Genomic DNA, 24,354 nt, shown 5'->3' with positions numbered 1-24,354 from the left:
TCAGCCCTGGCCGATTTCGGGCTTGCCCTCATAGACGGGCAGGCCGGTTTTTTCGCGCGCCTCGAACAAGGTCTGGCGCACATGCTCGGTGATGGCGAGGTCGGGCCGGTAAAGCGCATAGGACCAGGTGATGTTCGCGCCGGCCGGGCGATAGCGGAGGCGCACCGGCAAGCGGATCTTGTCGCCCATGAAGAAAGGCGCGATCGACAGCATGAAGAGGCCGGGCACCTTCAGCGCCTGGCCGGTGGCGTCGTTGTGGGCCTCTTCCCACGCGATCTGGCCCTCGCCACTCTGCAGCGTCACAGCCGTCTTGACGCGGGTGTCGACATTGACCTTCAACCCGCGCGACAGTTCGACCACCTGCGCCGGCGTGGCGATCTTGGTGGCGAACTGCTGTTCGAGCGTCACCCGCTCGTGGTCCGTCGGCGCCGACAGTTCTGCAACACGATCCTCGAGGAAGTAGGCGAACTCGGCCTGCTTCATCGGCTCGCCGTTCAGCTTGATCCACTCCTTCCATTCTTCCGAGAGCGGGTAGGCGTAGTGGACGCGGTGGCGGCAATTGTCGGCCAGCCCGCCGCTCTTCGCCTCGTGATAGTCGATGACCGCCGTCAGCGCCGGCTTGGTCCAATCGGTGTTGGCGAAGATGACGCTGTGCGCCGTCTTGTGGCGGTTGGCGAGTTCTAAGAACGATTCGAGCGTCAGCGCCTCGGCCTGGCCGGCCTTGCGGGCCGGGTGCAGGCGATAATATTCGAACAGTTGCGCGAGGCTGCGCACTTCCGGCTGCTTGCCGTTGATGAACGCTACCGGGATATGTTTGGGCAGGCCTAGTGCTTCGTCGGGCGCGAACAGCGGCGCGAGGGCGATCGATGAGGCTTCCGACGCCAGATCGGCGATGGTCTTGATGTCGAAGGCGCCGGGCGGGATCGAGGCGATCGGGTCGGATGGCGCCTGCGGTTCGAGTTTTGCCATGGAAAAAACCTTTCAGGATTGGCCGCCGGCCCCATGCCGGACGGCGGGGCGGTTCAGTTGCGGCTGTCGGCGGCGCGCGGGCCGGCGAACATGTCGGTCTGCTGCGGGTGTTCCGTGGACAGCGAGCCGTCGTCGAGCACCCAGTAGAAGGAGCGGCCGCGCTCGGGTTTCGGTCGCTTGGAATCGATGTCGCAGGACACCTCGACCGTGCCGGCGTCGACCTCGAAGCCGATCTTCAGGGTGACCGAGCCCTTGACCTTGTTCTTCGGCCGGTTGCCCGACATTTCCTTGAGTTTGGCCAGCGTATCGGTGATCTCGCTGCCGAGCGCGGCGGCAAGTTCGCCGCCTTCCAGCATGCCGATGATGGTCTGCGCGTCTCTGATCTTTTTCATGTCCTCACGGCCGTTTCGCCCGCCAGTTGGAGGAACCGGGACCGAAGGCGCTGGCGGGCTGGCCTCCGGACGGGGCGGCTAACGCCGGCCCGCGGTCGCGGGCTTAGAAGGGGATTTCATCGTCAAGGTCGTTGTGACGTGACGGGGATGATGGTTCGCGATCCTGGCGGGACGACCCGCCGCTGGCGGAGCCGTAGTCATCCGGGCCGCCGGCCGGCTGGCGTGTTCCGTTGCCTTGCGGCAGCAGCTTTAGTTCGCCGTTGAACTCCTTCAGCACGACCTCGGTCGCGTAGCGCTTCTGGCCGGCTTGGTCCTCCCAGGTGCGGGTGCAGAGCATGCACCTCGGACGGGCGCCTGTTCCGGAAAATCGTCGGGCAGTGGGAGGATCTCGGCAAGACGATTTACGGCAAGTCGCTTTACGAGCTGGCCGTTGAGTTCGGATACACCGGTACCGAGGAAGAGTTCGTCGCCGAGAGCGACGCGAACCGCGCCGCCACCGCCGCCGACCGCGCGGCCGTGGCGGACGATCGGGTGCAGGTCACAGGCCTCGCCGGAGCGGTCGCCACCAATGCGGCGGCGGTGGCGGCGGATAAGGCCGCCACGCAGCTCGCCCGCCAACAGGCCGAGGCGGCGGTCGCGAGTGTCATCTATGCCGATACAGCGGCCGGACTGGCTGCGACGACGAATGGCCAGTTCTTCCTGGTCATCGGCATCAATGGCGGCATGGTGGTGGCGTCGGTCTACAAGAATGTCGCGGGGTCCGCCGTCGCGCAGAACCTGCAGCATCCATCGCTCGCCGCCTACGAGGCGCTGGCGCCGGCTGTCGACATCGATCTGATGACGCTGGCAGGCATCACCCAGCCCGTGCTCAAAAGCCCAGGTGGGCGTGCCTATCCGCTCGGCAGCGGCGGTTCCCGCGTGCAGCGCGACGGCACCCTGAGCACACCAAACTGGGAAATGAACATCATCGGCGTAGCAGCCGGCGAAAAGCCGATGCTGGCGATGAAGTCACGCGGCGGCAAGCTGGTGTTCCTAGCCGGCGGGCCGGTCGATCCGATGAAGGTACCGGCGCAGGCGTCAGGCTCCGGCGGCTCGCTGTTCTCAAAAACCCAGTACGATTATGCGCAGTCGCTCGCGAATGCCGAGCGCGCACGCAAGATGGGGCAGGACCTTTCGCCGCTGCTGCGCATGACGGCGGGCGTGCGGGTCGCACCACATGGCGGACAGTCTAAGGACGCGGCGTCGGACAACGCACGGACCTATGCGACGCTGGCGCGTATCGCCCTGCTCGGGCTGAAGGCCAATGCGGTGACGATCTCGCGCGACGGCCGATGCCTGATGACCGGCGACACGTTCCTGACCTATGACGGCAATTCGAGGGTGTTCCACGACATCCGCTCGAACATGACCCACGGCACCAATGTCGACCGCATCGTCACGCCGGACGAATATGCGCGCGGCGACTATCCGGTGAATGCGCGCGGCGAATGGTGCGGCGTGCTGCGGCCTTTCATCCGCCGCGCCCTGCAATGCGCGTGGCTCGGCATACCCTATGCCGCCGACCCCGCGCTGATGGAGATTGCCGGGAGTTGGTCCAAGACCGACGGGCTGGCGGCCGATGTCTTCGCCGGCGACGGCGCCGCCCGCTCGCTGAGCTATATCGACGTGGTGCTGGCGGCGCTGGCTTCGCCGAGCCATATCGACCCATCCTACGTCTTTCCGGCGGCGATCGGCACGCGCGGCGTCGAGAGCGTGCCGATCAAGCATGGCGAGGCCGACAACGGTACTAATGGCGGCGCCGGCACGGCCAATTACATCGCCATCCGCTCGGCCTGGTATTCGACCTTTATGGCCAAGCTTGGCCTTGCCTTCGGCCAGACGGCGCCCTTCGCCGTACTCGAGCGGCAGGTCGGCGGGCCTTATGCGACGTTGCTCAATGTCGCGGCCGACCAGCAGGCTGCCATGGGCAACGATATTTCCGGCGCTTCGCGCTGGGTGTTCATGACAAGCCAGGACTACGAATGCCCGAACTTCAAAAATGTCGGGGGAGGGCATCCCGGCGCGGGCGACCCGCACCATTCGCTGGCGGGCGCCGTCATCCTGGCGGTGCGCGACGGTATTGCCGAACACGAGATCAGCGACCGCGGCGTGCCACATTTCATTCCCGAGCCGTTGGCGAACGGGTTTTATGTCGGCAACCGCTTCATGATCCCGGTTGTGTCTAAATATCCCGGCCTGCACGAGGCGCCGATGCCGTGGGGCGTGACGCCGACCATGGCTAAACATCGCGGCGTTTCATTCAAGAGCAATGCCGGCGCGCTCAATACCGTCACCTCGATCAATGTCGTTCCAGGGCCGGAATACACACTGATCGAAGGTACATGCGCCTCCGACATCGCCGGTTTCAACAACGGGCAGACCGGCCGCAACGACGGCGGCGAATATCTCGGCTTTACCAATTTCCGCGACGGCATGCTGCCCGACATACCGATCAAGCTGCCCTTCGACCGCAATCAGATCCAGTACGGCAACGTTGCCTACAATTCCGGCGTGCCCGGCAACGGTTATGTCGACGATCCCCGAACCAACGGTTTCGGCCGCTACATCGAGGATATCCCCGGCTGGGTCGGTGATTACGACTGGGGCAATCCGCTCGCCATCAAAAGCTTCACCATGGTTCCGCTGGGGGTCTGAACATGTCCATCGCACAAGGCAAATTCCAGGTCTATGCGCCGCCGCTGGCGTGGGCGGACATGGGCTGGCTCATCCTCGATGTGATGAAGGACAAGGCGTCTGGGGCCTGGTTCTTCGGCGCCTTCCCGGGCGAAAGCGACCAGGAGGCCGGCGACCGCTGCTCCTGGAACTGGGCCCCGAACGCGTCGAACACCGCCGAGGATCGCAACTGGATCAACGGCGTCCCGACCTTCTTCCCTAATTATGTGCTTGCGCAGAACGGCAAGCCGCTGGTGACCCGGCTGCCGCCTTGGGGCGCTTCGGGCGGCGCGCTGTTTTCGCTGGCCTGCACCACGGACTCGACGATCGGCCTGACCTCCAATGACCGGGCGCTTATCGCCGGCGACTACAACAACAGCAATGGCGGCGGCTTCGGCATGGAGTTTTCCGACTGGGCCAACGGCCGGGCCCGCGTCATCGACTTCGCTGTTGGCGCGCCGAACACGCCGGTGACCGCAACCATCGGCACCAATCCCAACGATCTCTCCAAGTGGCGGCTGTGGTACGGCGCGACCAGCACGGAACTGGTTGGCAAGAACCTGTCCGGCGACGGCTCGACGCCGAACCCCGGCCCTATGGCGCTGTCCGGCGGCCGCAGGGAGGGCCAGCAGGCTTTTGCCCTGTTCGGCCGCATCACCACGGGCGCCAACTACACGCCGACCGTCACCAAGAAGGTCAGTTTCGTCATCCGTGTCGACGAGGTTCCGAGCGTCAATGACCTTGCCACGCTCAAGGCCGAATGCGAAGTGCTCGCCGGCGAACAGGGCGTTACGCTGTTGTCGGTCACACCATAGGAGATTGCCATGAACCATCAGGATGTTCGCTTTTGCTCCTTTCTCCTGAACGACGCGGAGTGGGGACTGGCGCGTTTCGCGCGGCCCGCATGGTTGGCCCGTGTCACCGATGTGGCTGGAGATCTGGCCGCCGTCGCCGCAGGCCACACCACCGGCCCGCGGTTCACCGCCCTTGCCGATGATCTGGCCGGTGCCGACGCCATTTACGATGTGTGCGGGTCGGAGACGAAGGAATTGGCGCTCGCAGACGCGGCTGCGGCCGTTGCGCTCTATGCTGCCGAGGGTCGTGCAGACGACGCGGCCAAGGCGCATATTTGGGGCTGGGAGCATTTCGGCCGAGACCGCGCCGCGATCCTTATCGCGCAGAACGCCGCACGCAATTGACGGGGCGGAGCAACCCCGTTGGCGCGGCGCTATCAATCTCTATCGCTGGCAGCTTCGATCCTGTCCAATATTTTGAAAGCCGCTTTCGGTTCGTCGATGGCTTCGGTCAACTCGTCGCGCAGCCGCTCTGCGATATTGACGTCGGAAATGAACAGCGTAGCAGCAGCGGCCAGCCGCCTCGCCATCGCATCGTTGTCAATATCACCTCGCTCGATTACGGCACGGATGTCAGAGAGATCCCTTGGCACCACGTAGTTGATCGAGTTTGGTCTTGAATGCGGACCTCGTAGGATCGAACTGCACCGCTCGCTCCAGACATTTGATTGCTGCGCGAAAGCTTCGCTTCTCGGCGTAGATTCGACCGAGAGAGTAGTGGGACAGGCCGAATGTTGGCCAGTTGGCCAAAATACCCTTGTGGACCTCGACTGCGCCCACTAGGTCGCCCGACTTCTCCTTGGCGGTCCCGAGTAGGAAGCGGGTCTCGCGCGAATTGCGGTTTTGTTCCAACGCCTTTTGCAATACCTCTATCGCCTCCTTCGGGTGATCCCGCATTAGGAGCGACTTGCCGAGGTACATCATGGCAAATTCGGCCGTTGGGTATAGGCTAAGTGCCTTGAGCGACCACCGCTCCAAGTCGCGCCAACGCTTTCCGCGCTCGGCGCAGTACGCGCTGTACAAGCTCTCGGGAAACCCAGGCGTTAAGCCGCTTCCCGCGTTCGGGACGGGCGGAATCGGCTCGTCATTCATGAAAGCGTCGAAAAGTGGGTCAAGCCGTCCTCGATTGCGCAGATGCGCGGGTGGCCCGTGTCCGACGCCGCGGAGGGTGACAGTTTCCACCATTGGCAGGTCAGCGATATGGGCTGCCGAGATCAAGTCGACTGGTTCGCTCTCGCCTGAATAGACGATGATTCGCTGCTTGGCTTTGGCGACAAGTGGGCGGAAGTCGGTAAACTCTGGGACGAAATCGCGCACCATGAGCCGTTTTACATTGCCAAAGGGATAATCGAGTCGGGTCTCGAAGCCCATTCCCAGGACACGTGCACCGAGTGGCACTCCGTAGATCAGGGCGCCGGACCCACCCATTGAGCCACCGCAGGTGTAGATGTCGCTGGCGCCGAGTGCTTTGGCCCACGATTTGAAACCGGCCACGGTGGCTTTGTAAGTGTCACCGATGCCGGGGATGCCGCGCATGTACCATTCGTTGCGGCCGTTGTTGACGTAGATGATGCTGGCGTCGATCCTCTGGCCCATCTTCCACCAATGGAACCGATGGTCTTCGACGCCTGTCCCTGAAAAGAAAATGGCGAGCTTCTTCGAATCGCGGGGGATGACGCGATATCGGGGGTGCTCAATCGGGCCAAGTTTCATCGCTGGGGACTCCGTATGATCGTTTCGCTGGTGGTCATAACCGCGAAACGCTGAGTTGTACAACGGCCTCTGCCGCTACGGCATCCAAAGGGAAATCTACCATGACCACCGTCGCTGACATCCAGCGCGCTCTCATCGCGCGTGGGTATGACGTCGGGCGCACCGGCGCCGACAACATCACGGGCCGCGCAACCATGGCCGCTATTCGGAAATTTCAGGCGGATAGGAATCTGCCGGTGAAATATCCGGGAACGGTCGGGCCGATCACGCTTGCCGCGCTTGGCCTGGCGGCGGACAAGCCGCCGGAGCCCGGCGTAGCTGTCGACGAGCTTGTGCCTCCCTGGGTGGCGCTTGCGCGCACCAAGATCGGGCTGCATGAAAAGCTCAACAACAAGACGCTACGCGACTGGCTGAAGAGCGACGGCAACACGCTGGGCGACCCGGCCGTGCTGCCATGGTGCGGCGACTTCATGGAAACCGTGATTGCCGTCACGCTGCCCGGCGAGCCGCTGCCAGCCAATCCCTATTGGGCGCTGAACTGGAGAGAGTTCGGGCAACCGATCGACATCGTGGCACTCGGCGCGGTCGCGGCCTTCCAGCGGGAGGGCGGCGGCCACATCGGCATGATCGCCGGCCACGAAAGCGGCTATTTCCATGTGCTCGGCGGCAACCAGTCGAACGCCGTCATTATAACCAAAATCGCCAAGACGCGGCTATCCGGCCCGCTGCGTTGGCCGATGACCTATTCGCTGCCGAGCGAAGCGCTGCCGATGCGCGCGATCGAGGCGACCGTCTCCACCAACGAAGCTTGAAAGGGACTTCCATGGACAACAGCACTTATCGCGAGCGCGCCGGCGTGCTCGTTTCCGCCCTCGTCGTGCTTGCGCTGGTCGCTGTCGGGCCGGTGCAGCTCGTCGTGCAGGTCTGGACTGCGCAGCCAGTCACCTTCGACCAGACATGGATGGTTACGCTGGCCGGTATGGCCGGCACGGCGTTCGGCTTCCTGATCGGCAAACAAACCACCAATGCCGGCGTGTCCGGCAGCGCGACGGTGAGCCTGCCGGTACAGGTGACCGCCGAGCCGCCGAAGCGCGAAGACTGAGGCTTCGGGGGGATGACCACCAAGCTTGACGACATTTCCGAGGCGATCGGCAGCCTGCGCGCCGAGGTGGCGGGCCTGCGGCGCGATTTCCAGGCGTCGGAGTTTCGCGCCATTGACCATCGCTCAGGCGTCCACCGGCGCATGGATGAGCTGGTCGGCGACGTGTCGGCGGTCAAGGTCGACATGGCGGTGGTCAAGGAAGACGTCGCCGAGATGAAGCCGGTGACCGACGACGTGAAGCGCTGGAAGCTGATGGGCATCGGCGCGCTCGGCGTCACCGGCATCGCGGCGGCCTCCATCGCCTCCATCGTCACCGCCTATTGGGGCAAGATCGTCGCCGCGATCACCAGCCCGTGAAAATCCGCGCCCGGCGGCACCGGGCATTTCTGAAGGAGAAGACCGATGACGGTCCGAGCAATGTTCTATGTTACCGAGATCAATCACCGCGCCACCAGCAGCCCGGGCGATGTCAACGTGCAGGTCAAGATGGCGGCGGCGTTCGGCAGCTATCTCAAGGGTTTGGCCGAGGGCAACAAGGACTGGTCGAAATACACGCCATCTGGCGAGCTTTCGATCACCATCACCGCTCCCGGCGCGATCGACCAGTTCGAGGTCGGCGAGGTCTATGAGATGACGTTCGAGAAGGCGGCGAAGGCCGACTGATCGACTTTGTGACGAAAATTAAGCGCCCCGCTGGCTCCGGCCGGCGGGGCTTTTGCGTCTGGAACCAGCGAATAAACTTACGTTTCCGTTGCCGCCATCGGCGCGGCTCCTATGAAGCGGCTTGTCGCAGCAGCAGCTCCAAGTTCAACAGGTACCGGGCCCTGGACTGCGAGAAGCGTGTGAATCCGCTGTCTCCCGGCCGGCACGACGCGACCGTCTCATGATAGACTGACGAAACGTGCCCTCGAACATCCATCTCGCTTATCGCTGCAAGAACACGCGACGTTTTCGGGTTTATGAGATCCATGCTGTCTTTCAGCAGCATGTCGTCAGCGATGGCGTCGTCGTCTTCCTCCTCGTCATCAATATCCACGTTGGCGCCGGGCGACCGGTATTCCTTACTTGTGGACATCAACTTGCTGTACGGCTTGCCAGCTAATTTTTCGGCAAGGTCGTAAACCTCGTTCTTCGGTCGGCCCACCACCGACAGCCCACGGCTCTTGCCCAGGAGGTAACTTACGATCGGTCCTGACATAGCAACGAACAGCGTCCGGCTGCCGTCGGGGAGCGGCATGGTGGAAATTCGCTTGTTCGATAGATGGCTGTATGTGTGATAACGGACCAGGTCGACAGCGAGTCGCGGTGAAACATCGCCGACATGATCGTGAAAAAGATCGACCTCTCGATCCAGATACTCGGTTTGGCTTAGTTGGTTCACCGGATAATTGGGCCGCACGAGCAGGTTGGGATACTGGCTCGATATCATGCCACGGACTATTCCGGCGCCACCAGGCTCCGTATCAGACATCATTCTCTTATGAAGCTTCGCAAAGAATTCAATTGTGTCTCGCTGGAAAGCAGGATCGTTCAAATAAACGTCTGAAAATTGCAGATTGCCAATGAAAGATTGGTATTGTTGCTTTTCTTCCTCTGCCTTCTTCAGGCTATTCATTTTTCCTTTAGATAGATAACCCTTCTCAAGATTTCCCTGTAAAAGCAACATATTCACGTTGAACATGGCGTCCATGTTCTGTCCATGAATTATATCCGATCTACCCATTCTATTATCGATAAAAGCGAGATGTGGCCCTTTCGAGCTTATAATGTCGTTCTCCATCATGCGCTTTATTTCGTCGTTGACCGAGGTCGAGGACAGCGAGTCGTGGGCTATATATTTGACATTGAAACCAATATTCTGAGAAATCGGGAAGGCTCGATATTCACCATTCGCCAGCGAGTGCTCTCTCGACGTCTCGATCGTAAAAACCCGGATGTCCTTCGGGTCCATCTTCTCTCGCAGGGAAAGGTAGATGACGAGGCTGTCGACACCGCCCGAGAGCATCAGGGCAGGCTTTTTCTTTGTTCTCGCATAGTGCCTGGCGAGCGACTCAGAAAGCTCCTCCATCGCAGCTTCAAACGACGCGGGCGGCGGGAGAAGGGCAGCGGTCGTCAGGTATGAATAACAGGTCGTCAGCTTCCCGTTTTCAAACTCGACCACCGAGGCCGGCGGCAGGCGCCGCACATCCCTGAATGGGGTCGAGAATGGTAACTGCTGATACGAACCCTTGGGGGCATGGCTCAGCGAAAGGCAAAGCCCGTACGGGTCCATCTCAATCTTCGAATCGGCGCCGGCGAGAACCGAAATCAGTGTCGTACCGGCGAGAACTTGACTATCGGTCTGTCGGATGTAACCGCCGCAGTATCCAGTTGAGGTCACGATACGGCAGCGGCCAGGCTTGCTCGTGTCGACGACGCAATAACTGCCAACACCGTGGCGGGCCTGATGCGCCAGGAAAGTTTCCAGTGAGTCGGAAACGTAGCTTTGGATTACCTTCTTCAGTTCGGCGTGGATGGGTTCGCCATAGATCAGGATTTCCCCGGCATCGTTCGGAGAGCGTGCATCCTGCACAACCTCCATCGCTTCAACCGGATGGAGGCGTAAATCCAACTGCGGCCCACTTTCCGCTGCAGCATCTGCAGGGAGGGGAGGTGGAACTACTGCCGTAGGTTCGCTATCCATCGAAGGCTCTACTGCGGGATGTTCCACCGGGGCCGCTACGGCGGGCGTTTCGGATTCTGTTTTTGGTGCCTGCGCTGGAGCAATCTCCTCCTCGCGCCGGCCTCGCAACAGCCCAATTTTTTCAAGCCAACTAGTTTTGTTTGCCCGCATCACTCGTCAATCAGTCTTGTTTAACTAGCCGCGACCGCCTGCGACCTTTACCCTGGTAGCAGCAACACGACCAGAAGAGAGAACCGCTTCGTTGGCTCCTAGAGCCTTCGATATTTCCGGTACCGACTCGCGGACAGCAAGGGCACGTTGTTTGCGCTCACCTTTTGCGTCGATTGTTTCGTTTTTAAAATATAACGTCGAGCCGCCGCCTGCCCGTGACGTAATGTGCGTTACGTTTGAAAACTCTACAAGCATTGGTTCCAAATCTCTGCCCGATAGCCGAATCCACATTCCACATCTCCTCGTTTGGGCCGCAATCGGCGGTTGACTGGGGCCGTTTACCTGCCCAAGCGGCAGAAAACAAGGACTAACGTGGAGGTTGATGTGCGCTGCGACCCTCCGCCGCTCAATCGAACTTGGATGGCTGAGGGTTGAGCCGCACCGAATAAATCTGTACGCAGACACCATCCGTTCCCGTTGCCGCAGACCTTGCCGCGCCTAGACTCCCTGCGTGCGTAAGCGCGTTCCGCGTCCGGGCGCAAGGAACGCTTAACCACGCGGATTGCTTGATCCAAAGTACCGCTACTGCCGTACAGAGCTTCTGATTAGACCTTTGGGTGGGCCGCTCGGAGGAAGATCATGGCGCCGGATCAGAGGTCAAAAACCGAAAAACTTCGCTACCTCCATGGTTTGCTTCGCGAGATGAGAGAAATCTCGGATGCAGAGCGCTTCCGGTTTTTGTCGCACCTTCTTGAAATGGCATATATCGAGTCGGGAGACATGCTCCGGAAAGCGAGAGCATCGCCGGTCAACCTCGGCGATCGGTGGCCCTAACGGTTCCTTTACTATCCTGATTGAATATTTAAGGGCGGTTTTGTAATTCGTTCCGCCTCAGGCAACGCAGCCCGCTGGCCAACCCAAGCCCCCCGTACCCCTGTGCAGCGGGCCTTTCCTCAACTTTCAACGGAACTGGTTTCCCTGGTCGCTGTTGATGCATATCGCAGCCGCTTTCTGGTGCCTAGCTAGAGCTGCGTGCCAAGCCCGTCACCCCCTGTCAGGTTGGCGGGCTTGGCATTTGACGGAACTGTCACCAGAGATTAGGTTTTGCCTGGGCTGGAACGCTCCGGCATGAGGGCAGTATGAGAAACCGAACGGGGGTTGAGGGGTTCAGTCCGTGGGACTTGAACAACCTCCAGGATTGCTTCGATGCGATCCTCGATGCCTCCCGGCTCGATAAGAGCAGCGAAGAGGCAGACGAGGTCGCGCAAGCTCTCATCCTTGCCTATAAGAACGGCGTGAGGGACCGGGACGAGCTCATCCGGATTGCCGCCCCGGTAAAGTGGAAGGACGGCTAAAGCCGCTTCAGCCAGCTCGCCTTGAATTTGAGGTCGGCGGCAAAGATGTAGGTTCCTTCTTCGTCTCGCACCTTCACCCAAAAGTCCCGTTCATTGCCATCCGGCAATTCATCGTGAGCCATGTCCGGGAGGGCTGCGACCGCGTGCTGGGCGACCTCCTCCTCTCTATCGACATTAAGTCCCGTCTCGTCGCGGACAACGAACTCCCCGTCAAACACGTCAAAATAGTAGCGTGGCATGCGCACTTCTCCCGAATTGCGGAGAAACTGCGGAGATGCGGTGAGGTTCCGGCGCGCGGCTCACGCGAGGCCGAAGCCCGCCGCTTTGAAGCGGCGGGCGTTCTATTGGGTCCGAATCAGCGAACCGGAAGGGGGCGCGGGGGACTAAATGCGCTGATCGCGAGTGCCGCTTTGGGCCCGGAAATATGTCCCTGCGCGACCTTCCCATTTAGGTATTGAGGCAAGAAGTTGGGGAGGTATTCCGTTCGGACCCATTTCCGGAACTCGCCCAGCGCATCATCTGGATAGCAATAGGCAGGCTGTGGGTTCGACGGGGCTTGTGGGAAATAGAGCGGATAGTTATGCTCATACTGCCGTCGTTCGCCGTACAGCACCTCCAGATTGTGCTTCTTCCACGAGCGGATTGTCCCGGATTGAATCACTTTTCGTTCCCGTTGCCGGTTTATAATCGGCGCCTAGAATCCTGGTCGTGCCAAAGCGTACCGGGGACAGGCTCGCGTTCATTGAGCCCATGTTGCCAACCCTCGTTGACGATGCTCCCGAGGGTGGCGACTGGATTCACGAAGTCAAATGGGACGGCTATCGCTCGCAACTGGTGAAAGAGTTCGACCGGTCACGCATCTTCACCCGCCGAGGTTTTGACTGGTCCGATAAATATGCCCCGCTCGTTGCCGCAGCATCGAGTTTGGATTGCGTCGACGCCATCATAGACGGCGAGATCATAGTCCTCGACGCACTTGGGCGACCCAGTTTCAAAGCCCTGCGAAGCGCCATCATGAAAGAGCCTGGGCCGCTGATCTTCATGGCGTTCGATATCTTGCATCTGAGCGGCCACGATCTCCGAGGAATGGCGCTGGAGGAACGCCGTGCACTTCTCGGCGATCTCATCGCAGACAGTGACACAGGCGGGGTATACCAATTTTCCGAGGCGATCGATGGCGCGCCAGAGCAGGTGTTCCGGGCCATAGACAAGCAGGGCCTCGAAGGCATGGTGTCGAAGCGGCGGGGCTCGCCCTACGAAAGCGGGCGCACCACGGCCTGGGTCAAGGCCAAGTGCTACGACGAGGGCGACTTCTCCATCCTCGGCGTGCAGCGCGAGCGCGGCAAGCCGGCCATGGCGCTGATGGCCGACCGGGCCGGAAAATATGTCGGCGGCGCCTTCGTCACCTTGCCGCAGGGCATCCGCCAGCGGCTGTGGGATCGGGTGCAGGCCAAGGCCGGCGCGACGCCACCGAAAGGCATGGCCGCCGAGAAAGCCGAATGGATCAAGCCTGGCCTCGTCGCCCGAGTGAAATTCCTCAAAGGCGAGGACAAGCTGCGCCACGCCACGGTGAAGAGCTTTCGCGAGGGCACGCTGAAAGGCGAAGCCGCATCGCTGCACGAGGATGACGGATGAGTGACCGTTCGGCATCCTAGTCGTACGCTCCCTTGAAGACGGGATCTTCCTTGATCTTGTTGAGGCCTATCGGTGCCCACACAGGAGGATTTGGACCGAAGCCTGCGGCTGCACTGCGCAAGATCGCCTTTGTAAATATGTGCGGAACCAACCCAGCTAGGTTGAGGAGCCCTATTATTTTGATCGAGACGAATACGGCAGCCGAGGCCTCCCATCTATCCGCCAAGTGGCCACCATGAGCAATTTCATTTCTTAGTCTATTGAACCATTTGAGCGCGGGCACCCCTTGATCCCACATCTCATCGAGCGATTGACCCGACACAAGCTTAAGCAATGCGACAAGGTATATTGTCAGGCGATTTTCTTTGATGCCTCTCAGGATCTCTGTTGAACCGGTTTTGTCCAGGCCGCGCTCTTTCATTTGAGATTGATGCATTTGTTGAACAACGTCATCGAGGATGGCGTGAGCCACAATCACAACCTCCGAATAAAAGCCGACTTCGAGTAGTTCAAAACACTTCACGAAGCGGCGCGCGACTTGATGGGGGGCGTCTCGTTCTAAATGTCGTCGAAAAGAATTTGCAGAGGGTCGAGCGGCTGTAGGATCCCATGCTTCATTTGGAACCCTGATATTGGGGCCATTGACGGCCTTTCCGTCTACAATCTCGGTCCAAAATAGAACATCCCCCAGTCCCATTGTTCGCAATTTCAAAAGTGATAGATGGCCAACGTTCGGAAGTTTGAAGTCATTAACAAGAGCATTTATGTAATCGATAGCACGTACCACACTAGACCCGTCGCTGCTTCTCTTGGATGATTGCTCCGGCCACGCAACTTGAAAAACTGTGTAGTACCCGACCGGGAGGCGGAACGAGAAATGTGCTAAAGTGATGTGGTCAGGATACGAAATTGTAACTATCGCATTTTCGATCTCGTACTTTCCGGGGGGAATGACCTCGGCGACCAAAGCGCCAATCATCCATTCGCGCTTTTCCGCTCTACCTTTTGTACTCACGTTCGGAGACCTCACATTTTCATGCACATAAACCGCCTCATGGCAGATTTGCTAAGCGCACCCCCGGTAAGCGACTGTCTCCACTCCACCTTATCAAACGTGTCAACCTGAGATATCGGCGCATCAACGCCGCGCACTGGCGCGCCAAAAGGCGAGTTGGGTTTCCATGACGGCGACCTCATCCATCGCGCGGCCGTGCGCCCATAACAGAGATCCGACGGCCGGACCGACATCCTCGAACGTCCAGCCGGCGGCCTGGGCTCGCGCGATGAGTTCCTGAACCTCGCGCTCGAGTGCCTGCTGACAGTCGATGTCGCGGTCGGGATAATCATGCATGCGTTTCGGCGGGTCGACACGGCCGGTCATAGCGGGTTGAGTGGCTCTGATGCGAGGTCGATCCGTTCGATCATGTGGGGAAGATCGTTCCGTTGCTTGTCCTTGGTCGAGGCGTTCACGTCGCGGCTGACGCGGTGGAACTGCAAGGCGCCGTCGATGTCGTGGGCAAGGACATCCTTCAGATCGCCTTCCGGGGTCGAAGGATCAAGCCAGGCGTCGTAATAGGCCGGGTCGAGGATCACGGGCTGGCGGTCGTGCAATTCCGACATCGGATTGGCCGCTTGCTCGGTGATAATCGTGCAGCTCGTCACATCCAGCTTGTCATTGTGCGCCCATAGCCCGGCGAAGCTGAAAGGCGCGGTTCCGGGCATGGAGATGAACCACGGATCCTTGCCGCCATCGGCGGGGCTCTTCGTCCATTCGTAGAAGCCGTCGGCGGGGATGAGGCATCGCTTCGACTTGTACGCGTCTTTGAAGGCGCCCGAGGTGGCGACGGTCTCGATCCTCGCGTTGAACATTGCCTGCTTAGGCATTTCCTTCGCCCACCAGGGCACGAGCCACCACCGGCCCTCTTTCAGGCTATGGCTGCCATTCTCTCCGGAGGTGACGAAGAAAACATTCTGCGTCGGCGCGACGTTGTAGCGAGGCTCGTCGTTGCGCTGCTTTTCCCAGTCGAGCGTGAGCCGGTAAAGCCGGTGAACCTCCGACCATGGAAGAAAGCGAGTGAAGCGTCCGCACATCGGCAGGTTCCCCGTCCATCCTGCCCGGCATCCTCGCCACACCGATCCGAAGCGTCAACTCCGGACTTAGGGCAGCCGGGAATGCGGCCCCTCGGCGTCGACTAACGCCAGCGGCACAAGCAGCGGCCCGCTACGCACGACGCGCTGCCAGGGTTCGTTGCGAAGCCATGGACCTTGGGAAACGCCACGCTGCCGGTCTTGCTTGGGGTCGAACAAAATGCCCCCGAAACGCATATTGAACGCCGCGGCCGATGCTTCCTCGGCAAAACAATGTAGTCTGTGTTTTTCATGCTTGCCGTTGGGCCAGATGGCGGTGACGTGTCGCGTATGCCAGGGGACGCCGAGCGCTTCGCAGAAATCGTAAAGCAGCCGGAAATTTCGGTCGACGCAGAGATCGCTGAGCAGCGCCACTTGGTGCGGGAAATCCCGGTCGATGCTGAACGCGCTGGGAATGGTGCGGTTACGCCTGACCATCGTGCGCCCATCGGTCATGATGCCAGCCGCGGGAGAAGCCGCGAGACACGACCGGCCGCGTCATCGCCAGCTCGTGTTCGAGGCGGTCGATCTCCGCCAGCAGGCACGCAATGGCGGCTCGTGCGTCGCCGAATTCATGGATGGTATTGTCTATGGCTTCCTGCGGCACGGCTTCGCCGCTCCGCTCTGGCGCTGCCTTGGCGGTCATTGTCATGTATCTCGCATCCGGTTTCGCCGTGGAGCATGTCACTTCGGCGTTGACCGGGCAAGGGATTTGTTCCTAATTCGTTCTCCATGCCTTCACCCTATCGGCACAAAGATTTTCCACTATCGAGCCTCAACCAGGGCGGCCGTCAGCTCGTGCGCGTCCATTGCCGCTATTGCAAGCGCACCCACAACTATTTCCCTGACGATCTCATTCAGATTTTTGGCGACGTCGACGTCGATTCGCTGATGGACCGCATGACCTGCGAAGGCGGCAAGCACGGCCGTCTCGACGTTTCGGCGTTCATGCCGACCGGCTCGCAGTCGGTCGGTTTGCGCATCCGCCGGCTCGTGGCCATCAAGATCCATCGCGTGCCGGTGTGGCGGGAGGACTGATCGCTATTGCAGACATGCATCGCCAACGCGGTAGATATGCGGGGAATCTCCCATCGTCGGCGAAGGTTTCTGAGTGAACGACTAGCACGACATTTTTCGGAGAATGCCAAGTCCATCCTAGGACTGCTGGAACAACTTGATCGGGCGTCTTGCTGCCGGTCGAATAGCCGCAGATGATCATCTGCGGTCCATGGTTCCCGCCTATGGCATCGTTCATGAGCGCGAACGACATTGGGGGCGATAATGAGCTATTCAACTGAGCAATAAACGGCGGAGGGTCGTCGCCGTCGCCGTCGTGTTCATCTTAGCTGCAAGTCAACAGGAATGTAGATACTACGCTCATCGACCATTCTCCTCTAACACCACGGCTTGCGGTGTCCTGTCCACGGCCGCGCCAGGCGCTTGGCTATCAGCGCCTCGCCCACATCGACGCCGCCGGCGCTGACCACGGCCAGCAGCCGGCCTTAGCGATTCGCGCGTGCGCCCGTCGCGCGGGTCCCCGGGCGTCACGACAATCTGGCCCGCCCCGAGTAATTCCTTCAGCCGGCCTTGGCGATCATGCCCAGCCGGAACTCCGCATCGCACTTCGCTTTCATCGTCTCCGGCGCGTCGATGTTAGCGATGCGGATGCTCTGGCCGTCCATGGCGAAGGTGTCGCCCTCGATGACATAGAGGGAGACGGCAAGGAGGAAGGTCGTCAGCACCGTTTTGGGTTTCCACGGAGACCGGGAACAGGTCGGAAACCTATTTTGGAACCCCGTCTTCTAACCAATTGAAAATGGCCGATAGCAAAGGAACCGCTTTTTAACGTGTCCTGGCTCATTCTCCGCATCCATTCTGTCTGGCAGTGCGGGGAGATTGCCGATTGTTGAGAGGCGCGCAAGCCTCAGCGGACATTCATTGTTGTCCGGCGCCACGCGCCGGCCTACTCGCAGCCGTTCTGGCGTCGCTCGTTTTGACAGGATGCGCGTCCGGCGGCTTCAGCCTTTCCAAGGCCGAGACCGATCCGACGATCCTCACGGGCTCCGTCGGCGACACGCCGGCGGTCGCGGTGAGCCCGGAACAGGTTTCCGACGAGGCAACAATCCGCAACGCAGTCTCCTCGGCCGACGTCGAATCGCTGAAGGGCGCGCCGATCCCCTGGGCCAACGCCGATACGGGCGCGCGCGGCGCCATCAGCAGCCTTGTCGAGGACAAAAGCTCCGGCACGCTCTGCCGGCGGTTCGTCACCTCGCGCGAAAGTTTCGACGGCGTGGCGCTCTACAGGGGGAAGGCCTGCATGGTCGCACCGGGCTCTTGGCGGATGGAGCGATTTGGCGCATCCTGACCGGCAAAGCGGCGTGCCTTCTTTCGTTCCGCCCTCTGGAATTTGTTCCTAGTGCACCGCATATAAGGGGCGAATATCAACCCATGCCGCAGGCAGTGTGAATGCGCGATCCCTATGAGGTGCTGGGCGTTGCGAAGACCGCGACGGCCAAGGACATCAAATCGGCCTATCGAAAACTGGCCAAGAAATACCACCCGGATCAGAATCCCGACGATCCGAAGGCCAAGGAGCGCTTCAACGCGGCAACCCAGGCCTATGAGATTGTCGGCGACGACAAGAACCGTGGCGCTTACGACCGTGGCGAGATCGACGCCGAGGGCAAGCCAAAATTCCAGGGTTTCGAGGCGCATGGCGGCGGCGATCCATTCGCTGCGTTCCGGCGTGGCGGCCAGCAGGGGCCGGGCGGTTCGCGGTTCGAGTTCCGCACCGGCGGCGGCGACGCGGCCGATATTTTCAGCGAGATCTTCGGCCAGGGCGGTTTTCCCGGCGGCGGCCAGGGTTTTCCGGGCGGACGAGGCGGTATGCGTTCGCCTCCGGCCGGGGAGGATTTGAACGCCTCGCTCGACGTCACCATCGAGGAACTCGCGTCGGCCGCGAAAGTCAGCGCCATCTTCCCCGACGGACGCAAGCTGGCGGTGAAACTGCCGGCCTATGTCGAGGAAGGCCAGACGATCCGGCTGAAGGGCCAGGGCGAGCAGGGGCCGGGCGGCGCCGGCGACGCGCTGGTCAAGATCCACATCCGAAAACACCCGCGCTACCGCATCGAGGGCCGCGACCTGCATGTCGACCAGCCCGTGCCGCTCGAGGACGCCATCCTCGGCGAAAAGGTCGCCGTCGAGACGCCGACCGGCAAGGTGGCGGTCACCGTGCCGCCATGGTCGAGTTCCGACAAGGTGCTGCGGCTGAAGGGCAGGGGGCTGCCAGTCAAGACCGGCGGCCATGCCGACCTCTACGTCCACCTGCGGGTCATGCTGCCCGACACGCCGGACCCCGAGCTGGAGGCGCTGGCGCGCAAGCGCCGGGGCTGACGATTTTCGCCTTGCTTCCAGGCCGATCGCGAGATCTCGAAGTTTCTTGGAAGGATACGGATATCCGCGTATTCGTGTCGACCGTCCGCGCCGACCCTCACTGCCTGCCGGGCAGCTCTCCCCGTAAACGGCAGGGCAATCGCATATGGATTTACTTTGACAACGATCCTCCCCATCTCGCCTGCGGCGAGACGCGGAGGCATCACCCCCTCACCGGCCCTTCGGGCCACCTCTCCCCCTGCCCGGGGGAGAGGATACGCAGCGCCGGCGATTGGCGCTCACCTTGCGGCCGGCTATCCTCTCCCCTGGCAGGGGGAGAGGTGGCCCGAAGGGCCGGTGAGGGGGTGATGCCGGTACGAACCGGCGAAGCCGGATCGGAGCGGATAACTGCTCACATGCGATAGCCCTGCCGTAATGAGGAGAGACAATCTGTTTGCTCTGATTTCGCCAATCGTCCACGTGGGAGATTGGCGAAACCGGCACCTTCTCCCCGTTTTTGCGGGGAGAAGGTGCCGGCAGGCGGATGAGGGGCGGCGCAAACCGTCAAGATGAGCCGGTCTCGGCATCGCGCTGAAAACGAAAGCAAAATCGTACCGAATCTTTCTTCCGCCGACATCTTTGCAATCGCTCGGACAGCGTTATTTTCATGGCACTCATCCCCGCTCGTTCGATCCAAGCGATAATCGCGATGCCTGCGCTGGAGGCGGGCGGCGATGGATGGGACCTGGGCAATCGAACGAAACCTGGAAGCCTTGAAGCGCATCCTCGTCATGCTCGTCGCCATGGCCGGGATGGGCGCTGCGAGGCCGGGCGCCGGGGGCGTTGGCACTGGGGATGTTGGCGCTGGAAGCCTTGGCGCTGGGGGCGTAGGCCCTGGGGGACAGTTTACTTTCTTTCCGCGGAAAGGCGAAGCCGCTTCAAGGCTAGCGCAGGCGGAAAAAAGTAAACTGTCCCCGGCACTTACCCTCCCCCGCCATCTCTATCTCGCCATCCTGCGGCTGTTGCGTCCGGCGGAAGCCGCCGCGCGGCGGCTGATCATCGCAGCGGCGCTCGGCCTCGTGGTAAAGCTTCCGCCGCTACGCCCGCGCAAACCGAAGCCCGCGATGCTGCGAGGTCCCCGCGCCTTCCTGCCAAAGGGACCGAAGAAGCGGGCAAAGGTCACCCTGCGCACCTGGAGCCTATCGCTGCTCGATCCGCCGCGGCGTCTGTTCCACATCCCCCGCCGCCCTGTTCCCGCGCACGCCGCCCCGCGCATATTGGGCCTCGATTTCAACGCGACGTACCGCCCGCTGCCTCCCCCTCCGTCGCCGGACGACCCGATCAACGCCGCAAGGCTTGGCCAGCGCCTTGCCGCGCTCACCGCCGCGCTCGAAGACCTGCCGGGACAGGCAAAACGTTTCGCCCGCTGGAAGGCACGGCGCGACGCCGCGATCGCACGGGGCCCGGTCTCCGGCCGACGCCTCTCGCCGCTGCGGCGCGGACGTCCGCCCGGCGGCCGGCTGTCGCGCTACGATCCATCGGCGACCAATCCTCGCAACATCCGCGAGGTCGACGAGATCCTTGCCCACGCCCACGCGCTGGCTGTCTACGCCCTGGAAGCGCCCGACACGTCATGACGGCCACGCCACTGCACCGCAAACCGACGAATCAATGGCCGGCGGATTTTTCCGCGGTCCGGCGCCGAGAAAGTATGGCCACTGCGATGCCGTTTCTCATTCCTGTTTCCCCCATCGCTCCGGTCACGGGTTCCACCGATTGCCGCGCCGCCGCCCCATCCGGCTTGAAGGCGTGAAAAGCCTATGCGATAGGGCGGACGAGAACCATTTCGGAGGTGCTTCGATGGCGGGTGGACAGGGTCTGATGGCGGGCAAGCGCGGGCTCATCATGGGCGTCGCCAACAATCGCTCGATCGCCTACGGCATTGCAAAAGCCTGCGCCGATCAGGGCGCCGAGATCGCGCTGACCTATCAGGGCGACGCCTTCAAGAAGCGTGTCGAGCCGCTGGCGCAGGAGCTTGGCGCGGAAGTGGTCGGCCATTGCGACGTGACCGATGCGGCAACGCTCGACGCCGTATTCGAAGCGGTCGCAAAGCTCTGGGGCAAGATCGACTTCGTCGTCCATGCCATCGCCTTCTCCGACAAGGAAGAGCTTGACGGGCGCTACGTCGACACCAGCCGCGCCAATTTCAGCCGCACCATGGAGATTTCGGTGTTCTCCTTCACCGACGTCGCCAAGCGTGCCGAGGCGCTGATGCCGGATGGCGGCTCGCTGCTGACGCTGACCTATTACGGCGCCGAAAAGGTGATGCCGCATTACAACGTCATGGGCGTCGCCAAGGCCGCGCTTGAGGCCAGCGTGCGGTATCTCGCCGTCGATCTCGGCGGCAAGAACATTCGCGTCAACGCCATTTCCGCCGGACCGATCAAGACGCTCGCGGCGTCGGGCATCGGCGATTTCCGCTACATCTTGAAGTGGAACGAATACAACGCGCCGCTGAAGCGCACCGTGACGCCCGAGGAAGTCGGCGATTCCGGCCTCTATTTCCTCTCCGACCTGTCGCGCAGCGTCACCGGCGAGGTGCACCATGTCGATTCCGGCTATCACGTCGTCGGCATGAAGGCGGTCGACGCCCCCGACATCAGCGTCGTCAAGGAGTGACCGGCGGCTGCCGGTCGCCGGCTTTGGGGCTTCCGGCATGCATCCGCTGATCTATTTCGTCCGGCACGGACAGACCGCCTGGAACGCCGAAGGGCGTCTTCAGGGGCAGGCCGAGAACGACATCACCGAGACCGGGCGCCGGCAGGCCGACCGCAACGGCGCCAAACTGCGCGAACTGATAGGCCATCCCTCGGATTTCGATTTCGTCGCCAGCCCGATGCGCCGCACCCGCGAGACCATGGAGCGCGTCCGCATCGCCATGGCCCTCGCGCCCGGCGGCTATCGCACCGATCCGCGCCTCGTCGAGGTCAGTTTCGGCGACTGGCAGGGATTTACCTTCCTCGAACTCGAAGCGGCCGAGCCGGGCGTCACCCTGGCGCGCAAGCGCGACAAGTGGAACTTCGTCCCCCCGGGCGAGGGCGCCGAAAGTTACCAGATGCTGCTCGACCGCATCCGCCCCTGGCTCGACGCGGTAGACCGGCCCACCGTCTGCGTCACCCATGGCGGCGTCATGCGCACGATTTTTCGCATCCTGGAGGACACGGCGCCGAAACGCGCCGCGACGCTCGAAATCTTTCAGGATCGTGTCTTGCGCCTGGAAGACGGCAGGCTGGACTGGCTCTGAGGCCCGTCCGCGCTATTCCGGCAGTTGCATGTCGGTGATCAGGTTCTGCCCGCCGATCTCGTCATAGGCGAGCAGCACCTCCATGCCGGGCTGGATCGAATCCATGTCGAATTCGCCCGGCAGCTTGTAGGATTTCCCGTCGTCCAGCGTGATCGTCTGGTTGTCCGCGTCGATCGATTTGATCTTGCCTTCGGCCTCGGCGGCGTACGCCGCGACGGTCGTGAGAATGGCAACGCAAAGGGCGCCGATCAGGGTACGCATGTCGATCCTCTTCTTTATTAGCATCCGCTTGGCGCGGATCTTCCCCCGATTCAGGAGACCAGAAACAGGGTGAATGTGTCAAAACTATTGCGTTTTGTCTAGGGCCTTGTTTTCGTTGAGTTTTTCGAATTTTGGGCCGCACTTTTTTCCTGGGTGCGGCCGATTTTGTTGGCGATCTGTTCTGCGGCGACCCTCGCCAGACGGGCTCGATCGGCTGCTTTGGTGTAGACTTCCGCGGTTGCTAGACGGGTCCATCCGAACATTGCCATGAGCTGGTGAGTGGTTGCTCCTTCGTTGGCGGCTATCGTAGCACCAGCTTTGCGAAGACCGTGTGGCGAACAATGTGCCGGCAGTCCGGCAGCCTTCACCTGACGGGCGAACCAGCCAAAGAAGGTGTTCCCATTGTCATAAGGCTGACCCTTTTTGTTGGTCAGGAAGATCATGTCTCCGGTCGGCGTAGCGTCTATTGACGTCCGTAGCTCGGGGAAGATCGGGATCGAAACCTCGGCTCCGGTCTTCAGGTTCTTGATCGTCAGGACCTCGTTTTTGACATGCTGACGGCCGAGCACGATGAGATCGGAACGGCGCAGCCCGGTGAACAGCAGAAGGTCCAGGGCAAGCCTGGCCTTGGTGCCGGTCGGGTGTTTGGCCCGATATTGATCGACCTCTTCCAGGGACCAGGTGTGATGACCCTTTATCTTGGCGTTCATCGGATCGACCCCTTCGCAAGGATTTTTCTCGAGCAGGTCGTTCTTTACCGCCCAGGTGAACAGGACATTCATGGCCACCAGGAAATTGTTGGCAGCATGAGGCTTAGCTGCTCGGTCATTCATCGCCTCGAGCATCTTCTTTTTGGTGATGCGGACGTACTGGACATGGCCAGCTTGCTCACAGACCCGTTGGTAGATACTGTCCCTGGATCGGCGAGAGCTTTCCGCCATGCCCAGGAAATGAGAGCCGGTCTTATATTTGCGAACCAGCCACTCGAGAGAACCAGTCTGAGGACCGATCTTGTTGACGACGGCACGGCCTTCGAGGGCAGCGTTATAGGCTTCCCAGAATTCCTTGGTGCCGTATGTGTCGGGCAGCCGGATACGTTTCTGGCCCTTGCCCTTCTTGCGAAAATACCAACGCACCTTACCGTGCCGGCTGACTTCGCGGATGAGGTTTACAGGACGTGGACGGGGCATGGCTTTTACAGCTTGAAGTCGTCATCGTTCTCGACGAAGCGGCCAGGCATCGGGGGAATGGCAAGCTCTTCGGGAACCAGGCGGACGAGCATATTACCCACCTGGATCACAGGCGTATAGCCAGCTTCCTTGGCTCCCTTGCAGAGAGCCTTTATTTGGCGCTGAGTGAGATCGAGCTTGCGGCTCGCCGGCGGAATGTCTTCCTGCTCCTTTCGGAGCTGGTAAAGCGTGTCAGGGTCTTTCATAGTGGATCCTCCCAGCCGATCCACTTTTCCTTGACGGCTTGGCGGCGAGTGTTTTCGAGGTGGTTGAACCAGTCGGCGAGAATGGCTTCTTCAGGCTTGCCAGCTCGCTCACGCATTTCGCGATCGAGCATGGATTGAAGAATGCGGGCTTCGCCGTGACTGGAGACGGAAAGACTGGCGATCACATGCCCACGCTTGAAGCCCTTGTGACCGTAGAGCGTGTAACGGGAGCTAGGTCCGCTCATGGGAATCTCCTAGTAGGCGCCGACCTGAAAGATCAGCTGCCACAT

At 61.2% G+C, this 24,354-nt stretch carries 33 protein-coding genes; 15 read left to right on the top strand and 18 right to left on the bottom strand.

Translation table 11 applies throughout. The features are described from left to right. The 3 genes from ABMA59_RS06255 to ABMA59_RS06245 all read right to left on the bottom strand — a co-directional run bounded on the left by ABMA59_RS06255 (position 1) and on the right by ABMA59_RS06245 (position 1,698). Positions 1 to 969 (bottom strand): DUF2303 family protein, encoded by a 969-nt coding sequence (locus ABMA59_RS06255; RefSeq protein ID WP_349004445.1) that lies wholly within the window; start codon positions 967 to 969, stop codon positions 1 to 3. Positions 970 to 1,022: 53 nt separating this feature from the next. Further along, positions 1,023 to 1,361: a hypothetical protein gene (locus ABMA59_RS06250; RefSeq protein ID WP_349004444.1), complete on the bottom strand. Its 339-nt coding sequence runs from the start codon at positions 1,359 to 1,361 to the stop codon at positions 1,023 to 1,025. A gap of 103 nt (positions 1,362 to 1,464) precedes the next feature. Then, complete coding sequence (locus tag ABMA59_RS06245; protein WP_349004443.1) at positions 1,465 to 1,698, bottom strand: single stranded DNA-binding domain-containing protein; 234 nt, start codon at positions 1,696 to 1,698, stop codon at positions 1,465 to 1,467. 194 nt (positions 1,699 to 1,892) lie between these two features. Here ABMA59_RS06245 and ABMA59_RS06240 point away from each other — a divergent pair, with 194 nt between their 5' ends. From ABMA59_RS06240 to ABMA59_RS06230, 3 genes are read left to right on the top strand one after another with little or no spacing between them, the layout of a single operon-like run. After that, positions 1,893 to 4,055, top strand: a complete 2,163-nt coding sequence (locus ABMA59_RS06240; RefSeq protein ID WP_349004442.1) for a hypothetical protein — start codon at positions 1,893 to 1,895, stop codon at positions 4,053 to 4,055. A gap of 2 nt (positions 4,056 to 4,057) precedes the next feature. Next, on the top strand, positions 4,058 to 4,888 hold the full coding sequence (locus ABMA59_RS06235; protein ID WP_349004441.1) for a hypothetical protein: 831 nt from the start codon (positions 4,058 to 4,060) through the stop codon (positions 4,886 to 4,888). A 9-nt stretch (positions 4,889 to 4,897) separates the two neighbouring features. Beyond that, the gene (locus tag ABMA59_RS06230) at positions 4,898 to 5,272 is read left to right on the top strand and encodes a hypothetical protein (RefSeq protein WP_349004440.1); all 375 of its coding nucleotides are present in this window, start codon (positions 4,898 to 4,900) and stop codon (positions 5,270 to 5,272) included. 32 nt (positions 5,273 to 5,304) lie between these two features. On the opposite strand, the gene ABMA59_RS06225 is transcribed toward ABMA59_RS06230, so the two are convergent. Both ABMA59_RS06225 and ABMA59_RS06220 read right to left on the bottom strand, forming a co-directional pair. After that, a complete protein-coding gene (locus ABMA59_RS06225; RefSeq protein ID WP_349004439.1) occupies positions 5,305 to 5,520 on the bottom strand; it encodes a hypothetical protein in 216 nt (71 codons plus the stop codon). Further along, entirely contained in the window at positions 5,501 to 6,640 is a 1,140-nt protein-coding gene (locus ABMA59_RS06220; RefSeq protein WP_349004438.1) for a tetratricopeptide repeat protein, read from the bottom strand. The genes ABMA59_RS06225 and ABMA59_RS06220 overlap by 20 nt, the downstream gene beginning before the upstream one ends. 101 nt (positions 6,641 to 6,741) lie before the next feature. On the opposite strand from ABMA59_RS06220, the gene ABMA59_RS06215 reads away from it, so the two are divergent. Genes ABMA59_RS06215 through ABMA59_RS06200 form a run of 4 tightly spaced genes read left to right on the top strand, consistent with a single transcriptional unit; the run spans position 6,742 to position 8,405 of the window. Then, positions 6,742 to 7,452: an NlpC/P60 family protein gene (locus ABMA59_RS06215; protein ID WP_349004437.1), complete on the top strand. Its 711-nt coding sequence runs from the start codon at positions 6,742 to 6,744 to the stop codon at positions 7,450 to 7,452. Positions 7,453 to 7,463: 11 nt separating this feature from the next. Next, on the top strand, positions 7,464 to 7,742 hold the full coding sequence (locus ABMA59_RS06210; protein WP_349004436.1) for a hypothetical protein: 279 nt from the start codon (positions 7,464 to 7,466) through the stop codon (positions 7,740 to 7,742). A gap of 12 nt (positions 7,743 to 7,754) precedes the next feature. Continuing rightward, the gene (locus ABMA59_RS06205; protein WP_349004435.1) at positions 7,755 to 8,099 is read left to right on the top strand and encodes a DUF1515 family protein; all 345 of its coding nucleotides are present in this window, start codon (positions 7,755 to 7,757) and stop codon (positions 8,097 to 8,099) included. 45 nt (positions 8,100 to 8,144) lie between these two features. Continuing rightward, positions 8,145 to 8,405: a hypothetical protein gene (locus ABMA59_RS06200; RefSeq protein WP_349004434.1), complete on the top strand. Its 261-nt coding sequence runs from the start codon at positions 8,145 to 8,147 to the stop codon at positions 8,403 to 8,405. A 109-nt stretch (positions 8,406 to 8,514) separates the two neighbouring features. Here the strand turns inward: ABMA59_RS06200 and ABMA59_RS06195 are convergent, their stop codons facing one another. Next, on the bottom strand, positions 8,515 to 10,575 hold the full coding sequence (locus ABMA59_RS06195; protein WP_349004433.1) for an asparagine synthase-related protein: 2,061 nt from the start codon (positions 10,573 to 10,575) through the stop codon (positions 8,515 to 8,517). 1,139 nt (positions 10,576 to 11,714) lie between these two features. Here ABMA59_RS06195 and ABMA59_RS06190 point away from each other — a divergent pair. Further along, positions 11,715 to 11,930 (top strand): hypothetical protein, encoded by a 216-nt coding sequence (locus ABMA59_RS06190; RefSeq protein WP_349004432.1) that lies wholly within the window; start codon positions 11,715 to 11,717, stop codon positions 11,928 to 11,930. On the opposite strand, the gene ABMA59_RS06185 is transcribed toward ABMA59_RS06190, so the two are convergent. Both ABMA59_RS06185 and ABMA59_RS37535 read right to left on the bottom strand, forming a co-directional pair. Further along, positions 11,927 to 12,169, bottom strand: coding sequence for a DUF6894 family protein (locus ABMA59_RS06185; protein ID WP_349004431.1), 243 nt, complete (start codon positions 12,167 to 12,169; stop codon positions 11,927 to 11,929). The genes ABMA59_RS06190 and ABMA59_RS06185 overlap by 4 nt on opposite strands. A 116-nt stretch (positions 12,170 to 12,285) precedes the next feature. Next, on the bottom strand, positions 12,286 to 12,591 hold the full coding sequence (locus tag ABMA59_RS37535; RefSeq protein ID WP_484534584.1) for a BstA C-terminal domain-containing protein: 306 nt from the start codon (positions 12,589 to 12,591) through the stop codon (positions 12,286 to 12,288). An 89-nt stretch (positions 12,592 to 12,680) separates the two neighbouring features. On the opposite strand from ABMA59_RS37535, the gene ABMA59_RS06180 reads away from it, so the two are divergent. Next, complete coding sequence (locus ABMA59_RS06180; protein WP_349004430.1) at positions 12,681 to 13,565, top strand: ATP-dependent DNA ligase; 885 nt, start codon at positions 12,681 to 12,683, stop codon at positions 13,563 to 13,565. A 16-nt stretch (positions 13,566 to 13,581) separates the two neighbouring features. Here the strand turns inward: ABMA59_RS06180 and ABMA59_RS06175 are convergent, their stop codons facing one another. The 5 genes from ABMA59_RS06175 to ABMA59_RS06155 all read right to left on the bottom strand — a co-directional run bounded on the left by ABMA59_RS06175 (position 13,582) and on the right by ABMA59_RS06155 (position 16,338). Further along, positions 13,582 to 14,580: a hypothetical protein gene (locus ABMA59_RS06175; RefSeq protein ID WP_349004429.1), complete on the bottom strand. Its 999-nt coding sequence runs from the start codon at positions 14,578 to 14,580 to the stop codon at positions 13,582 to 13,584. A gap of 123 nt (positions 14,581 to 14,703) precedes the next feature. Continuing rightward, positions 14,704 to 14,946, bottom strand: a complete 243-nt coding sequence (locus ABMA59_RS06170; protein WP_349004428.1) for a hypothetical protein — start codon at positions 14,944 to 14,946, stop codon at positions 14,704 to 14,706. Beyond that, positions 14,943 to 15,656, bottom strand: coding sequence for an SOS response-associated peptidase (locus tag ABMA59_RS06165; protein WP_349004427.1), 714 nt, complete (start codon positions 15,654 to 15,656; stop codon positions 14,943 to 14,945). The genes ABMA59_RS06170 and ABMA59_RS06165 overlap by 4 nt, the downstream gene beginning before the upstream one ends. A 66-nt stretch (positions 15,657 to 15,722) precedes the next feature. Then, a complete protein-coding gene (locus ABMA59_RS06160) occupies positions 15,723 to 16,148 on the bottom strand; it encodes a hypothetical protein (RefSeq protein ID WP_349004426.1) in 426 nt (141 codons plus the stop codon). Next, the gene (locus ABMA59_RS06155) at positions 16,117 to 16,338 is read right to left on the bottom strand and encodes a hypothetical protein (protein WP_349004425.1); all 222 of its coding nucleotides are present in this window, start codon (positions 16,336 to 16,338) and stop codon (positions 16,117 to 16,119) included. Before ABMA59_RS06155 ends, ABMA59_RS06160 begins: the two co-directional genes overlap by 32 nt. Positions 16,339 to 16,424: 86 nt before the next feature. On the opposite strand from ABMA59_RS06155, the gene ABMA59_RS06150 reads away from it, so the two are divergent. Continuing rightward, on the top strand, positions 16,425 to 16,730 hold the full coding sequence (locus tag ABMA59_RS06150; RefSeq protein WP_349004424.1) for a hypothetical protein: 306 nt from the start codon (positions 16,425 to 16,427) through the stop codon (positions 16,728 to 16,730). A gap of 539 nt (positions 16,731 to 17,269) precedes the next feature. Here ABMA59_RS06150 and ABMA59_RS06145 read toward each other — a convergent pair. Next, entirely contained in the window at positions 17,270 to 17,434 is a 165-nt protein-coding gene (locus ABMA59_RS06145) for a hypothetical protein (RefSeq protein WP_349004423.1), read from the bottom strand. 251 nt (positions 17,435 to 17,685) lie between these two features. On the opposite strand from ABMA59_RS06145, the gene ABMA59_RS06140 reads away from it, so the two are divergent. From ABMA59_RS06140 to ABMA59_RS06120, 5 genes are all read left to right on the top strand, one after another. Beyond that, positions 17,686 to 18,057 carry an RT0821/Lpp0805 family surface protein gene (locus tag ABMA59_RS06140; protein ID WP_349004422.1) on the top strand — a complete coding sequence of 124 codons (372 nt, stop codon included), beginning with the start codon at positions 17,686 to 17,688 and terminating at the stop codon, positions 18,055 to 18,057. Between the two features lie 101 nt (positions 18,058 to 18,158). Continuing rightward, on the top strand, positions 18,159 to 19,085 hold the full coding sequence (locus ABMA59_RS06135) for a DnaJ C-terminal domain-containing protein (RefSeq protein WP_349004421.1): 927 nt from the start codon (positions 18,159 to 18,161) through the stop codon (positions 19,083 to 19,085). Between the two features lie 713 nt (positions 19,086 to 19,798). Further along, entirely contained in the window at positions 19,799 to 20,701 is a 903-nt protein-coding gene (locus ABMA59_RS06130) for a hypothetical protein (protein WP_349004420.1), read from the top strand. A 223-nt stretch (positions 20,702 to 20,924) separates the two neighbouring features. Beyond that, complete coding sequence (gene fabI / locus ABMA59_RS06125) at positions 20,925 to 21,743, top strand: enoyl-ACP reductase FabI (RefSeq protein ID WP_349004419.1); 819 nt, start codon at positions 20,925 to 20,927, stop codon at positions 21,741 to 21,743. Positions 21,744 to 21,780: 37 nt separating this feature from the next. Further along, positions 21,781 to 22,368 carry a histidine phosphatase family protein gene (locus ABMA59_RS06120; RefSeq protein ID WP_349004418.1) on the top strand — a complete coding sequence of 196 codons (588 nt, stop codon included), beginning with the start codon at positions 21,781 to 21,783 and terminating at the stop codon, positions 22,366 to 22,368. A gap of 12 nt (positions 22,369 to 22,380) precedes the next feature. Here the strand turns inward: ABMA59_RS06120 and ABMA59_RS06115 are convergent, their stop codons facing one another. From ABMA59_RS06115 to ABMA59_RS06100, 4 genes are all read right to left on the bottom strand, one after another. Continuing rightward, positions 22,381 to 22,629: a DUF1344 domain-containing protein gene (locus ABMA59_RS06115; protein ID WP_349004417.1), complete on the bottom strand. Its 249-nt coding sequence runs from the start codon at positions 22,627 to 22,629 to the stop codon at positions 22,381 to 22,383. 98 nt (positions 22,630 to 22,727) lie between these two features. Continuing rightward, complete coding sequence (locus tag ABMA59_RS06110) at positions 22,728 to 23,819, bottom strand: tyrosine-type recombinase/integrase (protein ID WP_349004416.1); 1,092 nt, start codon at positions 23,817 to 23,819, stop codon at positions 22,728 to 22,730. 5 nt (positions 23,820 to 23,824) lie between these two features. After that, positions 23,825 to 24,064, bottom strand: a complete 240-nt coding sequence (locus ABMA59_RS06105; RefSeq protein ID WP_349004415.1) for a hypothetical protein — start codon at positions 24,062 to 24,064, stop codon at positions 23,825 to 23,827. After that, positions 24,061 to 24,309: a hypothetical protein gene (locus ABMA59_RS06100; RefSeq protein ID WP_349004414.1), complete on the bottom strand. Its 249-nt coding sequence runs from the start codon at positions 24,307 to 24,309 to the stop codon at positions 24,061 to 24,063. Before ABMA59_RS06100 ends, ABMA59_RS06105 begins: the two co-directional genes overlap by 4 nt. Between the last annotated feature and the right edge of the window lie 45 nt (positions 24,310 to 24,354).

Source organism: Mesorhizobium yinganensis (genome assembly GCF_040081985.1).
Lineage (GTDB): Bacteria > Pseudomonadota > Alphaproteobacteria > Rhizobiales > Rhizobiaceae > Kumtagia > Kumtagia yinganensis.
This window is presented reverse-complemented; position numbering and strand designations above follow the sequence as displayed.

What these genes read in the sequence shown, in the direction of transcription:
- ABMA59_RS06255 (WP_349004445.1), bottom strand. Translation starts at nt 969, where the DNA reads ATGGCAAAACTCGAACCGCAGGCGCCATCCGACCCGATCGCCTCGATC.
- ABMA59_RS06250 (WP_349004444.1), bottom strand. Translation starts at nt 1,361, where the DNA reads ATGAAAAAGATCAGAGACGCGCAGACCATCATCGGCATGCTGGAAGGC.
- ABMA59_RS06245 (WP_349004443.1), bottom strand. Translation starts at nt 1,698, where the DNA reads ATGCTCTGCACCCGCACCTGGGAGGACCAAGCCGGCCAGAAGCGCTAC.
- ABMA59_RS06235 (WP_349004441.1), top strand. Translation starts at nt 4,058, where the DNA reads ATGTCCATCGCACAAGGCAAATTCCAGGTCTATGCGCCGCCGCTGGCG.
- ABMA59_RS06230 (WP_349004440.1), top strand. Translation starts at nt 4,898, where the DNA reads ATGAACCATCAGGATGTTCGCTTTTGCTCCTTTCTCCTGAACGACGCG.
- ABMA59_RS06220 (WP_349004438.1), bottom strand. Translation starts at nt 6,640, where the DNA reads ATGAAACTTGGCCCGATTGAGCACCCCCGATATCGCGTCATCCCCCGC.
- ABMA59_RS06215 (WP_349004437.1), top strand. Translation starts at nt 6,742, where the DNA reads ATGACCACCGTCGCTGACATCCAGCGCGCTCTCATCGCGCGTGGGTAT.
- ABMA59_RS06210 (WP_349004436.1), top strand. Translation starts at nt 7,464, where the DNA reads ATGGACAACAGCACTTATCGCGAGCGCGCCGGCGTGCTCGTTTCCGCC.
- ABMA59_RS06205 (WP_349004435.1), top strand. Translation starts at nt 7,755, where the DNA reads ATGACCACCAAGCTTGACGACATTTCCGAGGCGATCGGCAGCCTGCGC.
- ABMA59_RS06200 (WP_349004434.1), top strand. Translation starts at nt 8,145, where the DNA reads ATGACGGTCCGAGCAATGTTCTATGTTACCGAGATCAATCACCGCGCC.
- ABMA59_RS06195 (WP_349004433.1), bottom strand. Translation starts at nt 10,575, where the DNA reads ATGCGGGCAAACAAAACTAGTTGGCTTGAAAAAATTGGGCTGTTGCGA.
- ABMA59_RS06190 (WP_349004432.1), top strand. Translation starts at nt 11,715, where the DNA reads ATGAGAAACCGAACGGGGGTTGAGGGGTTCAGTCCGTGGGACTTGAAC.
- ABMA59_RS06185 (WP_349004431.1), bottom strand. Translation starts at nt 12,169, where the DNA reads ATGCCACGCTACTATTTTGACGTGTTTGACGGGGAGTTCGTTGTCCGC.
- ABMA59_RS06180 (WP_349004430.1), top strand. Translation starts at nt 12,681, where the DNA reads ATGTTGCCAACCCTCGTTGACGATGCTCCCGAGGGTGGCGACTGGATT.
- ABMA59_RS06170 (WP_349004428.1), bottom strand. Translation starts at nt 14,946, where the DNA reads ATGACCGGCCGTGTCGACCCGCCGAAACGCATGCATGATTATCCCGAC.
- ABMA59_RS06165 (WP_349004427.1), bottom strand. Translation starts at nt 15,656, where the DNA reads ATGTGCGGACGCTTCACTCGCTTTCTTCCATGGTCGGAGGTTCACCGG.
- ABMA59_RS06160 (WP_349004426.1), bottom strand. Translation starts at nt 16,148, where the DNA reads ATGACCGATGGGCGCACGATGGTCAGGCGTAACCGCACCATTCCCAGC.
- ABMA59_RS06155 (WP_349004425.1), bottom strand. Translation starts at nt 16,338, where the DNA reads ATGACCGCCAAGGCAGCGCCAGAGCGGAGCGGCGAAGCCGTGCCGCAG.
- ABMA59_RS06150 (WP_349004424.1), top strand. Translation starts at nt 16,425, where the DNA reads ATGCCTTCACCCTATCGGCACAAAGATTTTCCACTATCGAGCCTCAAC.
- ABMA59_RS06135 (WP_349004421.1), top strand. Translation starts at nt 18,159, where the DNA reads ATGCGCGATCCCTATGAGGTGCTGGGCGTTGCGAAGACCGCGACGGCC.
- ABMA59_RS06130 (WP_349004420.1), top strand. Translation starts at nt 19,799, where the DNA reads ATGGATGGGACCTGGGCAATCGAACGAAACCTGGAAGCCTTGAAGCGC.
- fabI (WP_349004419.1), top strand. Translation starts at nt 20,925, where the DNA reads ATGGCGGGTGGACAGGGTCTGATGGCGGGCAAGCGCGGGCTCATCATG.
- ABMA59_RS06120 (WP_349004418.1), top strand. Translation starts at nt 21,781, where the DNA reads ATGCATCCGCTGATCTATTTCGTCCGGCACGGACAGACCGCCTGGAAC.
- ABMA59_RS06115 (WP_349004417.1), bottom strand. Translation starts at nt 22,629, where the DNA reads ATGCGTACCCTGATCGGCGCCCTTTGCGTTGCCATTCTCACGACCGTC.
- ABMA59_RS06110 (WP_349004416.1), bottom strand. Translation starts at nt 23,819, where the DNA reads ATGCCCCGTCCACGTCCTGTAAACCTCATCCGCGAAGTCAGCCGGCAC.
- ABMA59_RS06105 (WP_349004415.1), bottom strand. Translation starts at nt 24,064, where the DNA reads ATGAAAGACCCTGACACGCTTTACCAGCTCCGAAAGGAGCAGGAAGAC.
- ABMA59_RS06100 (WP_349004414.1), bottom strand. Translation starts at nt 24,309, where the DNA reads ATGAGCGGACCTAGCTCCCGTTACACGCTCTACGGTCACAAGGGCTTC.